Origin of the sequence: Thalassospira sp. MCCC 1A02491 (genome assembly GCF_001613785.1) — a bacterium.
GTDB classification, from domain to species: domain Bacteria; phylum Pseudomonadota; class Alphaproteobacteria; order Rhodospirillales; family Thalassospiraceae; genus Thalassospira; species Thalassospira povalilytica.
In genome coordinates this window covers 32,918-47,203 of sequence record NZ_LPVX01000029.1, presented here as the reverse complement: position 1 = coordinate 47,203, position 14,286 = coordinate 32,918, and the positions used below count along the sequence as shown (strand labels likewise).

The following is a 14,286-nucleotide window of genomic DNA, read 5'->3' as shown; positions in this document are numbered from 1 at the left end:
TCAAAACAGCTTGCATAAAACTGAAACATGTGGCTTTTTAGTCCTCCGCTTTCGACGCAAGATCGTTGCGGAAGGCGTATCGCAGCCGCTCATAAAATTGCGGGAGGCTTTGTTGCCAATAAGCATACAAGAAGCAGGCGCGACGTCGAATTAAAACCTGTGCCAAGAAGCCCAGGTCTTAGGAGGAAGCATAAAAAGATTACGGGAAAACAGCTATAAAAATAGCATCTTAGCAAGATCCTTGTGATCTTGCTTTTTTTTTGCCCGCCGCTTTGATCCCGGTTCTCCTTGCAGCATAAAACGACAAAACCCCGCAGCATTTCGTGCGGGGTTTTCTGTTGGCGGGCCTGTTTTGGTGGTTTGACCGTACCCGGTATTATTTTGGCGGACGGACTTCGATCATGCCGCTGGTGATAACGAAAACCGCAACCACCCAAAGGATCGCTGAAATCAGGCTGGTTGCCAGCACCTTTTTCCACATATGGGCTTTTTGCGGGGCGCCGCTGTCATGACCCGGTTCAACATTTTCTGCCCGCTTCACACCAAACGGCAGCACCATGAACAGCACCAGCCACCAGATAACGATGTAAACCAGAAGTCCCGAAAACCAGTTCATGAAGATCTCTTTTGATGGTGATGCGGATAGGACGGGCAGGATGGATGTGCCCTGCCCGATTGGTCGGATGATGCCAAATGATGATTTACGCGGGCTCAGACCTGTTCAAGTTCGACCAGTGTACCGTTGAAATCCTTGGGATGCAGGAACAGTACCGGCTTGCCATGCGCGCCGATCTTCGGTTCCCCGTCACCGAGCACACGCGCACCACTTGCCTGAAGCTTGTCGCGCGCAGCCAGGATATCGTCGACTTCATAACACACATGATGAATGCCGCCCGACGCGTTCTTTTCAAGAAATCCCTTGATCGGTGAATTGTCCCCCAACGGATACAGCAATTCGATCTTGGTGTTGGGCAATTCGACAAACACAACGGTTACGCCGTGATCGGGTTCGTCCTGTGGCTCTGATACCTTGGCCCCCAGGACATCACGATATTGCGCGATCCCTGCTTCAAGGTCCGGTACGGCAATGGCGACATGGTTCAGCCGTCCAATCATGGTCTTGCTCCTGCGAATATGATCAGCCCGATCACCGACAATCTAGGATAGGCAGACGCCAAAAGACAATTCCCCATTTCGTCGAAAGGGTTATTATCCGCGCGCCCGCCCAATGGACTGTGATCAGGGTCGCATTGATTGGGTCATCAGCCCTTTTCGGTTACCCGCACCAGATGGACTTCGATCAATGGCCGTTTGCCAAGGCGCTGGCGTACCGGACGACGCAATGCCTGACGGACGGCAAGGATAACCGCCGCATCATCAAGGACCTCGTCATCATTAAGCTGATCAATCCGGTTGCCGATTTCCGCCGCAAAATGATCAAGCCGCGTCTGGTCATCGGGTTCGTCAAACAGGCTGGGCGCGGTGATCATCGGATCATTCACCATCTCGCCAAACTGGTTCAGGACCACGGTGACAAACATGACCCCGTTCCAGACAATCCGGTTACGGTTGCGGATGGTATCGGCATCACGTTTCAGCAACCGGCCACCATCAAGGGCAAGAATTCCCGCATCCGCCACGCCAATCACATGCGCATTGCCCGGTGACAACCGGATGACCGTACCGTCATGGGGAATGACCTGTTCGGGGATCTGGCATTCCGCCCCCAATGCCGCCTGTTCGCACAGATGGCGGGTTTCACCATGCACCGGCACCAGAATTTGCGGGCGGGTCAATTGATACATCCGTGTCAGGTCTTCACGTCCCGGATGGCCAGATACGTGGATCGGTTCATCGCGGGCGGTAATGACCTTGATCCCGCGCCGGATCAAAAGATTCTGGATATAGCCGATGGATTTTTCATTCCCCGGAATTTCGCGGGCGGAAAACACAACCGTATCACCCGGATCAAGTTCCACTGTCGGATGGTCACCCTTGGCAATCCGTGAAAGGGCCGCGCGCGGTTCGCCCTGCGATCCGGTACAAATCAAAAGCACCTGATCCTTGGGGACTTCCATTGCCTCTTCGTCGGACAAAAGGTTCGGATAGCCAGTAAGGTAACCGACTTCACGGGCTGCTTCTGTCACGCGATTAAGCGACCGCCCGGCAAGTCCGACGCAACGGCCATTTTCATGCGCGGCTTCGATCACCGACTGCACGCGGGCAACGTTGGTCGCAAAGCAGGCAACCGCAATGCGTCCTTGCGGATGTTCCTTAAACAGGGTCGAGAGATTTTTGGCGACCTCGCCTTCTGATCCTGTTTTGCCTTCGGAAAAGACATTGGTTGAATCGCACACCAGCGCCATGACGCCTTCGTCGCCCAGTGCTTCAAGCTTTTTGACGTCGGATGCTTCGCCGATCTGGGGATCGGGATCAAATTTCCAGTCGCCGGTATGAACGATCAATCCCTTGGGCGTGCGGATGGCAAGCGCATTGGGTTCAAGGATCGAATGGGTCATGGTGACAAATTCGATGTCAAAGCAGCCCAGCTTGAACCGGCCGCCAAGTTCGATCACATGGATCGGCACCTGATCTGCAAAATCGGTTTCGGCAAGCTTGGCCTTAAGGAATTCGGCCGCAAACGGCGTTGCATAGATCGGGCATTTCAGCCGCGGCCAAAGATACGGCACAGCCCCAAGGTGATCTTCGTGGGCATGGGTCAGAACAAGACCAAGCAGCTTGTCCTTGCGGTCCTCGATGAAGGACGGGTCGGGCATGACAACATCAACACCCGGAAGCCCTTCCTCGCCAAAGGAAACCCCCATATCAACCATCAGCCACTGGTCATCGTAGCCATAAAGGTTCAGGTTCATGCCAATTTCGCCCGAACCGCCAAGCGGCACGAACAACACTTCGTCTTTTGGCAAATACAAATCCACTGACCGTAATCCTTTATTTTCGACGCTCAGATCAGGGGCGCAAAACGTGCCCGCCCCCGGCGCAAACCTGATCGGGTCTGATCAGGCCTGTTTGGCGATCTTGTCGCTGTTACGACGATAAATCATCAAAAGACCCAACATGGTCAGATCGCCGTGCAAATGTTCAATTTCATCTACAGCCTTTGCAAATAGCGGCGCAAGTCCGCCGGTTGCCACGACTTTGATGTAATCAAGATTTTGCTGTTTTCGGATCCTTGCCAACAGGCCTTCAATCATCGAGACATAGCCCCAATAGACACCTGATTGCATGGCTTCGACGGTATTTTTCCCGACCACATTGCGCGGGGCCTCGATGGCAACCATCGGCAACTGGGCGGCTGCCATATGCAATGCCTTGATCGACAGGTTGACCCCAGGGGCAATCACCCCGCCCAGATAATCACCATTGCCATCAACAACGTCAAAGGTCGTGGCCGTCCCGAAATCAAGCACGACCAGCGGCCCGCCAAACAATTGATGGGCCGCAACCGCGTTGACAAGACGGTCTGCACCGACTTCGCTGGGGCGATCCATGATGATCTTCATATCAAGATCAACCGCAGGATCGCCGACCACCATCGGTTCGACACTGAAATAACGGCGACACAGGGTCTTGAGGCTGAATTCCGCAGCCGGAACCACAGTTGCGATGATAGCACCTGTAATCGCATCAACCGGTACATTTGCCAGCGCAAACAGATGATGGAGCCAAACCCCCAATTCATCGGCCGTACGTTCGGTGGTGGTTGAACAGCGCCACTGCCCCTTGATGGTATCGCCATCAAAAACAGCAAAGACGATGTTGGTGTTCCCGGCGTCAATCGCAAGCAACATGATGCTTACAGGCCTCCGCTAAATCGCAAGGTAATCATTCAGATCCGGTGGCAAAGAAAACTTCGCCCGCCCCGATACGGTGTTCGGTTCCGTTGTCTTCTCTTAGGACAAGTGAACCATCATCATCAAGTCCGACAAACGTTCCCGAAAGTTCGCGTTCGGTCAATCGTGCCACGACCGGCTGGCCAATCCCGTACCCACGCGACAGCCAGGCTTCCCGAACCGGACCAAATCCCTTGTCTTCCCAGATTGGAAGCCAATGGGCAATCCGCGCCAGATAGGTCGATACAAGCTCGTCTACCGAAACCGGTGCGCCAAGCGCCGAAAGTGATGTCGCCGGTCGTTCGGCATCATCGGGCGCAAAGGCAACATTCACCCCGGTCCCAATCACCAGATAGTCGGTCGCCGATCCCTGATTGGATGCACTTTCCAGAAGAATACCGCAAATCTTGCGTCCATTGACCATCAGATCGTTTGGCCATTTGCAATCGGGGCGCACCTGATTGCCGGTCACAATTTCGACCGCCTCGGCCATCGAGACCGCAATCAGGAAGGTCAGCCGTGCGGCTTCGGCCAACGAACAGGTCGGGCGCAACAACAGGGATGAATACAGATTTCCAACCGGCGATGACCATGCACGGCCGCGGCGACCGCGACCGGACGTTTGTGTTCTTGCTAGAACAAGGGCGCCACTCTGGGCGCCCTTGTCTGCGAGGCGCTTGGCCTCATCATTTGTGCTGTCGATCGCTTCCAGTTCATGAAGGTAGAAACCTTCGGGAAGACGGATCGTTCGCGCTGTCATTCTTACATTCCGAACAGGGATGCCGCAGCAGCCGCTGCGCTGTCCATCAGAAGGTTCGGGAAGAAGACAAAGGCCAGGATGACGATCGTGGCAACAGCCATGATCACATTCATCTCGGTACCATTGCGATCGAACCCTTCGACCGGCTCGTCGAAATACATGACCTTGATGATGCGCAGATAGTAATACGCACTGACAACCGAGGTCACGAGACCGATAACTGCAAGCGTCACAAGACCGGCATCGACAGCCGCCTTGAAGACATAGAACTTGCCAAAGAAGCCAGCCAGCGGCGGGATACCCGCCATCGAGAACATCAGGATCGCGGTGATCGCAGCCATCAGCGGCTTGGTTTTGGCAAGACCGGCAAGATCGGTGATCTCTTCGGCCATCCGGTCGTTACGACGCATGCACAGGATAACGGCAAAGGTGCCCAGGTTCATGACAAGGTAAATGCCAAGATAAACCAGAATACCGGTAACACCATCCTTGGTGCCTGCTGCCAGACCGACAAGCGCGAAACCAACGTGACCGATCGACGAATAGGCCATCAGACGTTTGATGTTTTCCTGACGCAGGGCCGCGAACGAACCGACAGCCATCGACAGGATCGAAATCAGAACGATGATCTGCTGCCAGTCTTCGACAACACCGCCAAACGGGCCGATTGCGACACGGATGAACAATGCAAGACCGGCGATCTTCGGCGCAACCGCAAAGAAGGACGTGACCGGGGTCGGCGCACCTTCATAAACGTCCGGGGTCCACATGTGGAACGGAACAGCGGAAACCTTGAAGCACAGACCGGCAAAGATAAAGGCCATGCCGACCATCGCACCAACCGGCAGATTGCCAGCCGTCAGGATTTCTGCAAGGACGCCGAAATTGGTGGAACCGGTGAAACCGTACACCATCGACATGCCATACAGCAGAATGCCCGATGCTATCGACCCGAGGATGAAGTATTTCAGGCCCGATTCCGTCGAACGCACGGTGTCACGGCGAATTGCAGCAACTACATAAAGTGCAAGCGACTGAAGTTCCAGACCAAGATACAGCGACAGCATGTCGGTTGCCGATACCATCGCCATCATGCCAAGGGTGGCAAGGGTGATCAGGATCGGGAACTCGAAACGTGCCATATTTTCACGTTCGGCAAAGTTCATCGCCATGATGATGCCGGTTGCAGATCCGATCAGGATCATGACTTTGCAGAACTTGGCAAATGCATCAGCACTGAACTGTCCAAAGAACGCGGTACCGCCCTCGCCCGTCATCACAAGGATGATGGCGACGACCTGAACGGCAACTGCCAGCCAGGAAACAGTACGGAACGCTTTGTCCTTGCCGGCGAAAACCCCAAGCATCAACAGCGCCAAGGCAGAAACTGCCATAAACATTTCGGGCAGTGCGGCCCCGAGGTTGAGCATAGAAACTCCCATGTTCATTCCCCTCAATTCGCGGCCAGCTGGGCGGCATGTGCCGCTGCAGCCTGTGCCGTTTCGACCTGGTTGACAAGGTTTTCAACCGAAACATGCATGATGTCGAGGAAGGAGACCGGATAGACCCCCATCCACAGAACGATGACCACCAGCGGCGCAAAGATCAGCCATTCACGCGGGCTCAGATCGAGGATGGTTTTCAGGTTCTCTTTGGTGAGTGCCCCGAAAATAATCCGGCGATAGAGATACAGCGCATAAGCCGCACCAAGGATCAGACCGGTTGCGGCAAAGAATGCAACCCAGGTGTTGGCTTCGAATGCACCAAGCAGTGCAAGGATTTCGCCAACGAACCCGCCCGTCCCCGGCAGACCAACAGACGCCATGGTGAAGAACATGAAGATCAGTGCGTAGCTCGGCATACGGTGAACAAGACCGCCATAGGCGTCAATTTCACGGGTATGGATGCGGTCATAGACAACACCAACGCAAAGGAAGAGCGCGCCCGAAACCACACCGTGGCTCAGCATCTGGAAGATCGAACCTTCGATACCATGCTGGTTAAAGGTGAATGCACCGATGGTCACGATACCCATGTGGGCGACCGACGAATATGCAATCAGCTTTTTCATGTCCTGCTGGGCCAGTGCGACCAGGGACGTATAGATGATTGCAACAATCGACAGCGTGAAAACAAGCGGCGCGAAGGTTTCAGATGCCAGCGGCATCATCGGCAGCGAGAAACGCAGGAAACCGTAACCACCCATTTTCAGCAACACGCCAGCCAGAATAACCGAACCGGCAGTCGGTGCTTCAACGTGGGCATCGGGAAGCCAGGTATGAACCGGCCACATCGGAACCTTGACCGCGAAGGATGCAAAGAATGCCAGCCACAGCCACAGCTGCATATTATAGCTGAATCCGTGCTCCATCAGGGTCGGGATGTCGGTGGTGCCGGCTTCGAAATACATCGCAAGCAGCGCAACCAGCATCAGGACCGAGCCAAGAAGCGTATAAAGGAACAGCTTGAATGCCGCATAGACACGACGCTGACCGCCCCAGACACCGATGATGATGAACATCGGGATCAGGACACCTTCGAAGAAGAGATAGAACAGCAGACCGTCAAGGGCGCTGAACATACCGACCATCATCGTTTCAAGAACGAGGAAGGCGATCATGTATTCCTTCACGCGCTTCTGGATTGCTTCCCATGCCGAAAGAATACAGATCGGCGTCAGGAAGGTCGCAAGCAGCACAAACAGAACCGAAATTCCGTCAACGCCCATGTGATAGGAAATGTTCAGACCCGGCATCCAGTCCGCCTGCTCGACGAACTGGAAATCTGCGGTCGTTGCATCGAAGTTCACCCACAGCATCAAGGAGACGAGGAAGGTGAACCCCGAGGTCCAAAGCGCAACCCAACGGGAATTGCGGGCAACAGTCGCCTCTTCACCATTGATCAGCAGCAGCAGAGCTGCACCGACCAGCGGCAAGAAGGTGACGATCGAAAGAATTGGCCAATCACTCATCGCCCGTTAACCCATCTTCCAAATTGTGTAGGAGACCAGCGCTGCAATACCGATCAGCATTGCAAATGCATAGTGATAGACGAAACCACTCTGAATGGCGCTGACGCGACGTGCAATGTTACGGCAAGCAGCAGCAACACCATCCGGACCGCAACCATCAATGATGGCACCATCACCTGATTTCCAGAAGCCATAGCCAAGTGCAAAGGCCGGCTTGACGAAAATCTTGTCATAGAGTTCGTCGAAGTACCATTTGTTCAGCGCGAAGCGATACAGACCGTTGAAGGTGTTCGCCAGGGTGCGCGGAAGCGACGGCACCAGTTTGTACATCACAAGCGCAATGACAAAGCCGGTAACCATGGCAACAAACGGTGCCAGTTTGACCCAACCCGGAACATGGTGTGCATGTTCAAGCGCCTGGTGACCTTCGGCCATGAAGATGGCGCCATTCCAGAAGGACAGCATTTCTTCATAGTCGCCACCACCGAACCAGTCCTTGGCGAACCAGCCGGCAAAGACCGCACCAATGGTCAGGAACAGCAGCGGACCAGTCATGACAGCCGGGCTTTCATGAACATGTGCCATGGTCCGTTCATCGGCGCGCGGCGCACCAAAGAAGGTCATGAACACAAGACGCCAGCTATAGAACGAGGTCATCAGAGCAGCAAGAATACCGGCCCAGAAGGCATACAGACCAACACCGGTATGTGCCGCATAGGCACTTTCGATGACAAGGTCCTTGGAATAGAAGCCTGCAAGACCCGGGAAGCCGGTAATGGCAAGCGTACCAACCATCATCACAGCAAAGGTCAGCGGAACCATTTTCCAGATACCGCCCATCTTGCGCATGTCCTGTTCATCAGACATCGCATGGATGACAGAACCGGCACCAAGGAACAGAAGCGCCTTGAAGAAACCGTGCGTCATCAGATGGAAGACACCAGCCGAATATGCCGACACCCCGCACGCAAAGAACATATAGCCGAGCTGTGAACAGGTCGAATATGCGATCACGCGTTTGATATCGTTCTGAACACAGCCAACCGTTGCAGCAAAGAATGCCGTGGTCGCACCAACAATGGTCACGATCATCAGGGTGGTTTCAGCATATTCAAAGATCGGCGACAGACGTGCCACCATGAATACGCCGGCCGTCACCATGGTTGCGGCGTGAATAAGTGCGGAAACCGGGGTCGGGCCTTCCATCGCGTCCGGAAGCCAGGTGTGCAGACCAAGCTGTGCCGATTTACCCATCGCGCCGATAAACAGCAGGAAGCAGGTAATTTCCAGCGCCGAGAATTCATGGCCCAGGAACATCAGCGTCGCACCAGCGACTTCTTCGGCATTGCCAAAGATGACGTCGAACTGAACGCTGTCAAACAGCACATAGACGGCAAAGATGCCAAGGGCAAAGCCAAAGTCACCGACACGGTTGACAATAAAGGCCTTCATCGCAGCAGCAGATGCCGACGGCTTGGAATACCAGAAACCAATCAGAAGATAGGATGCAAGACCAACGCCCTCCCAGCCGAAGAACAGCTGGATCAGGTTGTCGGCGGTAATCAGCATCAACATCGCAAAGGTGAACAGGCTGAGATACGCCATGAAGCGCGGCTTGTCCGGGTCATGCGACATATAGCCGATCGAATAGATGTGCACCATCGAGGAAACCCCGGTCACAACGATCAGCATCACACAGGTCAGCGTATCAATACGCAGGGCCCAGGATGCATCAAAGCTGCCCGAAGAAATCCAGGTGAACAGTTCGATCGTCTGCGGGTTGCCGCCAAGCGCGACATCCACAAAGGCAAAGATCGAAATGATAAAGGCAATAACAACACCGCAAACGGTGACAAGCTGTGCCACACGATCAGCAGAAGAAACACCATGATGGTGATGACCATGCGCGTCATGCGGGGCATCTTTGGCGGTCGACATGGCGCCAACCAGCGTGATGGTCCCGGCAATGGCTGCCGCGATCAGGGGCAGGAATACAATCAACGGATACATATCTGCCTTACCCCTTCATCATGTTGATGTCTTCAACCGCGATGGTGCCGCGGTTACGGAAATAGACGACCAGGATCGCCAGACCAATTGCCGCTTCAGCCGCAGCAACCGTCAGAACGAAGATGGTAAAGACCTGTCCAACGAGGTCGCCAAGGAACGACGAGAACGCGACCAGGTTGATATTGACCGCCAGCAGCATCAGCTCGATCGACATCATGATGATGATGACGTTCTTGCGGTTCATGAAGATGCCGAAGATCCCGAGTGTGAAAAGGATCGCCGCGACGGTCAGATAATGTGCAAGACCGATTTCCATCAGATCCCCCTTCCGACCGGAACTTTTTTGATTTCAAGCGTATCAGCGCGGGAACGCTTGACCTGCTCGGAGATTTTCTGACGGCGGACACCTTCACGGTGACGCAGCGTCAGGACAATTGCGCCAATCATCGCAACAAGCAGAACCAGACCAGCCGCCTGGAAGATGTATGCGTAATCGGTATAGATCAGATGACCGAGTGCTTCGACATTGGTCACCCCTTCCGGTGTCGGCTGTGCGAGAACCGCAACCGCCCCGTCGGTAAGGGTCCAACCAGCGCCAACCAGTGCCAGTTCGACGAACAGAACCACAGCGATCAGAACCCCGATCGGCAGGTAGTTCAGGAAACCCTGGCGCATTTCAACAAAGTTGATGTCCAGCATCATCACGACGAACAGGAACAGGACTGCAACCGCGCCGACATAGACGACGACCAGCAGCATGGCGAGAAACTCGGCACCCAGCAGGACGAAAAGTCCGGCTGCGTTAAAGAATGTCAAGATCAGCAACAGTACCGAATGCACCGGGTTGCGAACGGTCACAACCGCAGTCGCGGACAGGACCGCGACGGTAGCAAACAGGTAAAAAGCCAAAGCCTGTACGACCATAAGGTACCCCCTTGGCGAACCGTTGCCGCCCTTCTGGCTGACAACGGCCCATGAACTCTCTTTCTAACGATCAGACGCGACACTTACCGGTAAGGTGCGTCTGCCTCCAATCGTGCAGCAAGCTCGGCTTCCCAACGCTCGCCGTTTGCCAGCAGCTTGTCCTTGTCATAGAACAGCTCCTCGCGGTTTTCGGTTGCGAACTCGAAGTTCGGACCTTCGACGATCGCATCCACCGGGCAGGCTTCTTCGCAGAAACCACAATAGATGCATTTCGTCATATCAATGTCGTAGCGGGTTGTACGACGCGAACCGTCGTCACGCGGCTCTACCTCGATGGTAATGGCCTGTGCCGGGCAGATTGCTTCGCACAGCTTACACGCAATGCAGCGCTCTTCCCCGTTCGGGTAGCGACGCAGCGCATGTTCGCCACGGAAACGCGGGCTCAGCGGGCCTTTTTCATACGGGTAGTTCAGCGTCACTTTCGGCTTGAACATATATTTCAAGGTGAGCGCCATACCCGATACGAGTTCCGCGAGCAGGAAGCTCCGGGCCGTCCGATCAATAAATGACATCGTTTACCTCTCTCTTTCCGATGCGCGGCGATCAGGCCGGGACCTTGTCAAAAACAACGAGGAACGTGGCAACCAGCATGACCCATGCGAAGGACAGCGGCAGGAAGATTTTCCAGCCCAGACGCATCAGTTGGTCATAACGGTAACGCGGGAAGGTTGCACGGACCCACAGGAAGATGAACAGAACGAAGCAGATCTTCAGAATGAACCAGATCGCGCCCGGGATGAATTCGAGGAACGGCAACGGCGCGCTCCAGCCACCCAGGAACAGAATGGCGCACAGGCCACTCATCAGGATCATGTTGGCGTATTCACCCAGGAAGAACAGCGCAAAGGTCATGGCCGAATAATCGACGTTGTAACCCGAAACCAGTTCTGCTTCCGCTTCGGGAAGGTCAAACGGTGCGCGGTTGGTTTCTGCCAGAATGGACACGATGAAGATGATGAACATCGGGAAGTGATAAACGAAGTTCCACTCCCAGATACCGCCGGTCTGACCGCGGACGATGTCGCTCAGGTTCAAGGAGCCAGTGGTCAACAGGACCGAAATGATGATCAGGCCGATCGAAATCTCGTACGAAACCATCTGCGCGCCGGAACGCAGCGCACCAAGGAATGCGTATTTGGAGTTCGATGCCCAACCGGCCATCACGATGCCGTAAACACCCAGCGAAGAAATCGCGAAAATATAAAGAATACCGACATTCAGATCCGCCAGAACCATGCCTTCGTCGAACGGAATAACCGCCCAGGCAATGATCGCGAGAATGAAAGTCAGCATCGGGGCAATAATAAACACGCCCTTGTTCGCGCTGCTTGGAATGATTGTTTCTTTCAGAAACAGTTTCAAACCATCAGCAAGCGGTTGCAAAAGGCCAAACGGCCCCACAACGTTCGGGCCCTTGCGGAGCTGGATCGCACCAATAACCTTACGCTCGGCGTAGGTCAGATAGGCGACAGCACCCAACAGCGGGAGGACAATCGCCAAAATCTTGGCGACGATCCAGACCAGCGGTTCAATATATCCGTCCCAAAGAAGTTCCATCGGTCAAACCGTATCTTTTGCGTTTCGTCCCAGAATTGGGACACCCCCTTGTGGGATAGGCGACGACAGTGCGTCGCCTATCTTACTCAGGCAACCTTCTCGGCAGCCGCATCCTTGACGAAGGCCTCGGTACATTTGGCCATCGTCACCGATGCACGGCTGATCGGGTCGGTCATATAGAAATTGCGAACCGGTGATGCGAAACCTTCCGGTTTCATGTCACCCGCTTTACCGAAATCGGTCCATTCTGCCTTGGTCGGAACGTTCAGCGACGCGAAGGTCGGGCTGAGTTCGACCATCCGCGAGCGAACGGCATCGATGTTGTTGTACGGCAGGGTCTGGTCAAGCGCACCCGAAAGAGCACGAACAATCGCCCAGTCCTCACGCGCGTCACCAACCGGGAAGATCGCACGCCAGCCCTGCTGGGCGCGGCCTTCGGTATTGACATACGTGCCGTTCTTTTCGGTATAGGCCGCACCGGGCAGAATAACATCTGCTGCCTGTGCACCGGCATCCCCCATGGCACCCTGGTAAATGACAAATGCCTTTTCCAGTTTGCTCATGTCGACTTCGTCTGCACCAAGAAGGTAGACAACCTCGACGTCGCCTTTGGCAGCGGCATCAAGAATGTCATTGGTTGCAAGACCGCCCTCACCCGGGACAAAGCCCAGATCAAGGCCCCCGACGCGCGATGCTGCGGTGTGCAGAACGTTGAAACCGTTCCATTCACCGGCAACCATGCCGAACTTCTCGGCAATTGCGCGGGTGGTCGCCAGAACGGCGTCGCCATCTTCACGGTTCAGCGCGCCCATACCGACGATGATCATCGGCTTTTCAGCGGCTTCGAGAATTTTGGCGAACTCGTTCTTGCCTTCGAGAATTTCCGAAAGGGTGTCCGGGCCTGCGCCAAGATACTCGTTCTTGTAGGTCGGATCCCATTTTTCGCCAATGATACCGACTTTGAAATCGCCGGCGGTCGAACGCCAGCGTTTGCGAAGACGGGCATTGATGATCGGCGCTTCGGCGCGAACATTTGCACCAACGATCAGGCAGGCATCTGCCTCGTCGATACCGGCAATCGTGCTGTTGAAGATATAGGAAGCACGCGGGCCGCCAATCTTCGAACCGTCCTGACGGCAATCAAGGTTCGGTGAGCCAAGCTTGCCCATCAGATCCTTGAGCGCGGTCATGGATTCACAATCGACCGTGTCACCGGCAAGAGCGGCAATTTTCTTGCCATCGAGGCCTGAAACCTTTGCCTTGATCGCAGCAAACGCTTCGTCCCAACTTGCCGGGGTCAGTTTGCCATTCACGCGAACATACGGACGATCCAGACGCTGACGCTTCAGACCATCAATGGCGTAACGGGTTTTGTCCGAAATCCATTCTTCGTTGATGTCTTCGTTCGTACGCGGAAGAACACGAAGAACTTCGGCAGTACGGGCATCAATACGAATGTTCGAACCAACCGCATCCATCACATCGATGCTGTCGGTTTTCTTCAGCTCCCACGGACGCGCGGTGAACGCGTACGGCTTGGACGTCAAAGCACCGACCGGGCAAAGATCGATCAGGTTGCCCGAAAGTTCGGAGTTGATCGAAGCTTCGATATACGGTCCGACCTCGGTGTCCTCGCCGCGATAGACAGCACCCATGGTGCCGACACCGGCGACTTCCTCGGAGAAACGAACGCAACGGGTGCAGTGAATGCAACGGGTCATGATCGTCTTGACGATCGGGCCCAGTTCCTTGTCTTTCACTGCGCGTTTTTTCTCGGCGTAACGCGATGCATCAAAACCATAGGCCATGGCCTGGTCCTGAAGGTCACATTCACCACCCTGGTCACAAATCGGGCAATCCAGCGGATGGTTGATCAGCAGGAATTCCATCACGCCATTGCGTGCTTTTTTGACCAGGTCGGAATCGGTTTTGATCACCATTCCGTCTGCCGCAGGCATGGCACAGGACGCGACCGGCTTGGGCGCGCGTTCCATTTCAACCAGGCACATACGGCAGTTGCCGGCGATTGACAGGCGTTCGTGATAGCAGAAACGCGGGATTTCCTTACCGGCCTCTTCACAGGCCTGAAGGACTGTCGCCCCGGCTTCTACTTCAACTTCAATACCGTCAACTGTTAGTTTCGGCATGTC

General features: G+C 54.9%; 13 protein-coding genes. All 13 read right to left on the bottom strand.

What is annotated here, in order from left to right; genetic code table 11:
* Nucleotides 1-376: 376 nt before the first annotated feature.
* On the bottom strand, nt 377-616 hold the full coding sequence (locus AUQ42_RS09900; RefSeq protein ID WP_068518925.1) for a DUF1467 family protein: 240 nt from the start codon (nt 614-616) through the stop codon (nt 377-379).
* A gap of 95 nt (nt 617-711) precedes the next feature.
* Nucleotides 712-1,116: a methylmalonyl-CoA epimerase gene (gene mce, locus AUQ42_RS09895; RefSeq protein WP_008891215.1), complete on the bottom strand. Its 405-nt coding sequence runs from the start codon at nt 1,114-1,116 to the stop codon at nt 712-714.
* A 146-nt stretch (nt 1,117-1,262) separates the two neighbouring features.
* Nucleotides 1,263-2,939 (bottom strand): ribonuclease J, encoded by a 1,677-nt coding sequence (locus AUQ42_RS09890; protein WP_181848943.1) that lies wholly within the window; start codon nt 2,937-2,939, stop codon nt 1,263-1,265.
* 81 nt (nt 2,940-3,020) lie between these two features.
* Nucleotides 3,021-3,812, bottom strand: coding sequence for a type III pantothenate kinase (locus AUQ42_RS09885; RefSeq protein WP_068518924.1), 792 nt, complete (start codon nt 3,810-3,812; stop codon nt 3,021-3,023).
* 34 nt (nt 3,813-3,846) lie between these two features.
* On the bottom strand, nt 3,847-4,614 hold the full coding sequence (locus tag AUQ42_RS09880; protein ID WP_068518923.1) for a biotin--[acetyl-CoA-carboxylase] ligase: 768 nt from the start codon (nt 4,612-4,614) through the stop codon (nt 3,847-3,849).
* 2 nt (nt 4,615-4,616) lie between these two features.
* Nucleotides 4,617-6,056, bottom strand: a complete 1,440-nt coding sequence (nuoN, locus tag AUQ42_RS09875) for an NADH-quinone oxidoreductase subunit NuoN (protein WP_324788949.1) — start codon at nt 6,054-6,056, stop codon at nt 4,617-4,619.
* Nucleotides 6,057-6,067: 11 nt separating this feature from the next.
* Nucleotides 6,068-7,585: an NADH-quinone oxidoreductase subunit M gene (locus tag AUQ42_RS09870; RefSeq protein ID WP_068518921.1), complete on the bottom strand. Its 1,518-nt coding sequence runs from the start codon at nt 7,583-7,585 to the stop codon at nt 6,068-6,070.
* A gap of 6 nt (nt 7,586-7,591) precedes the next feature.
* Nucleotides 7,592-9,595 carry an NADH-quinone oxidoreductase subunit L gene (nuoL, locus tag AUQ42_RS09865; protein ID WP_068518920.1) on the bottom strand — a complete coding sequence of 668 codons (2,004 nt, stop codon included), beginning with the start codon at nt 9,593-9,595 and terminating at the stop codon, nt 7,592-7,594.
* A 7-nt stretch (nt 9,596-9,602) separates the two neighbouring features.
* On the bottom strand, nt 9,603-9,911 hold the full coding sequence (nuoK, locus tag AUQ42_RS09860) for an NADH-quinone oxidoreductase subunit NuoK (protein ID WP_007089416.1): 309 nt from the start codon (nt 9,909-9,911) through the stop codon (nt 9,603-9,605).
* A complete protein-coding gene (locus AUQ42_RS09855) occupies nt 9,911-10,519 on the bottom strand; it encodes an NADH-quinone oxidoreductase subunit J (protein WP_068518919.1) in 609 nt (202 codons plus the stop codon). The genes nuoK and AUQ42_RS09855 overlap by 1 nt, the downstream gene beginning before the upstream one ends.
* 83 nt (nt 10,520-10,602) lie before the next feature.
* Nucleotides 10,603-11,091, bottom strand: a complete 489-nt coding sequence (gene nuoI / locus AUQ42_RS09850; RefSeq protein WP_068518918.1) for an NADH-quinone oxidoreductase subunit NuoI — start codon at nt 11,089-11,091, stop codon at nt 10,603-10,605.
* A gap of 31 nt (nt 11,092-11,122) precedes the next feature.
* Entirely contained in the window at nt 11,123-12,136 is a 1,014-nt protein-coding gene (gene nuoH / locus AUQ42_RS09845) for an NADH-quinone oxidoreductase subunit NuoH (protein WP_068518917.1), read from the bottom strand.
* An 86-nt stretch (nt 12,137-12,222) separates the two neighbouring features.
* Nucleotides 12,223-14,283: an NADH-quinone oxidoreductase subunit NuoG gene (gene nuoG / locus AUQ42_RS09840; protein WP_068518916.1), complete on the bottom strand. Its 2,061-nt coding sequence runs from the start codon at nt 14,281-14,283 to the stop codon at nt 12,223-12,225.
* Nucleotides 14,284-14,286 lie beyond the last annotated feature (3 nt).

What these genes read in the sequence shown, in the direction of transcription:
- AUQ42_RS09900 (WP_068518925.1), bottom strand. Translation starts at nt 616, where the DNA reads ATGAACTGGTTTTCGGGACTTCTGGTTTACATCGTTATCTGGTGGCTG.
- mce (WP_008891215.1), bottom strand. Translation starts at nt 1,116, where the DNA reads ATGATTGGACGGCTGAACCATGTCGCCATTGCCGTACCGGACCTTGAA.
- AUQ42_RS09885 (WP_068518924.1), bottom strand. Translation starts at nt 3,812, where the DNA reads ATGTTGCTTGCGATTGACGCCGGGAACACCAACATCGTCTTTGCTGTT.
- AUQ42_RS09880 (WP_068518923.1), bottom strand. Translation starts at nt 4,614, where the DNA reads ATGACAGCGCGAACGATCCGTCTTCCCGAAGGTTTCTACCTTCATGAA.
- nuoN (WP_324788949.1), bottom strand. Translation starts at nt 6,056, where the DNA reads ATGGGAGTTTCTATGCTCAACCTCGGGGCCGCACTGCCCGAAATGTTT.
- AUQ42_RS09870 (WP_068518921.1), bottom strand. Translation starts at nt 7,585, where the DNA reads ATGAGTGATTGGCCAATTCTTTCGATCGTCACCTTCTTGCCGCTGGTC.
- nuoL (WP_068518920.1), bottom strand. Translation starts at nt 9,595, where the DNA reads ATGTATCCGTTGATTGTATTCCTGCCCCTGATCGCGGCAGCCATTGCC.
- nuoK (WP_007089416.1), bottom strand. Translation starts at nt 9,911, where the DNA reads ATGGAAATCGGTCTTGCACATTATCTGACCGTCGCGGCGATCCTTTTC.
- AUQ42_RS09855 (WP_068518919.1), bottom strand. Translation starts at nt 10,519, where the DNA reads ATGGTCGTACAGGCTTTGGCTTTTTACCTGTTTGCTACCGTCGCGGTC.
- nuoI (WP_068518918.1), bottom strand. Translation starts at nt 11,091, where the DNA reads ATGTCATTTATTGATCGGACGGCCCGGAGCTTCCTGCTCGCGGAACTC.
- nuoH (WP_068518917.1), bottom strand. Translation starts at nt 12,136, where the DNA reads ATGGAACTTCTTTGGGACGGATATATTGAACCGCTGGTCTGGATCGTC.
- nuoG (WP_068518916.1), bottom strand. Translation starts at nt 14,283, where the DNA reads ATGCCGAAACTAACAGTTGACGGTATTGAAGTTGAAGTAGAAGCCGGG.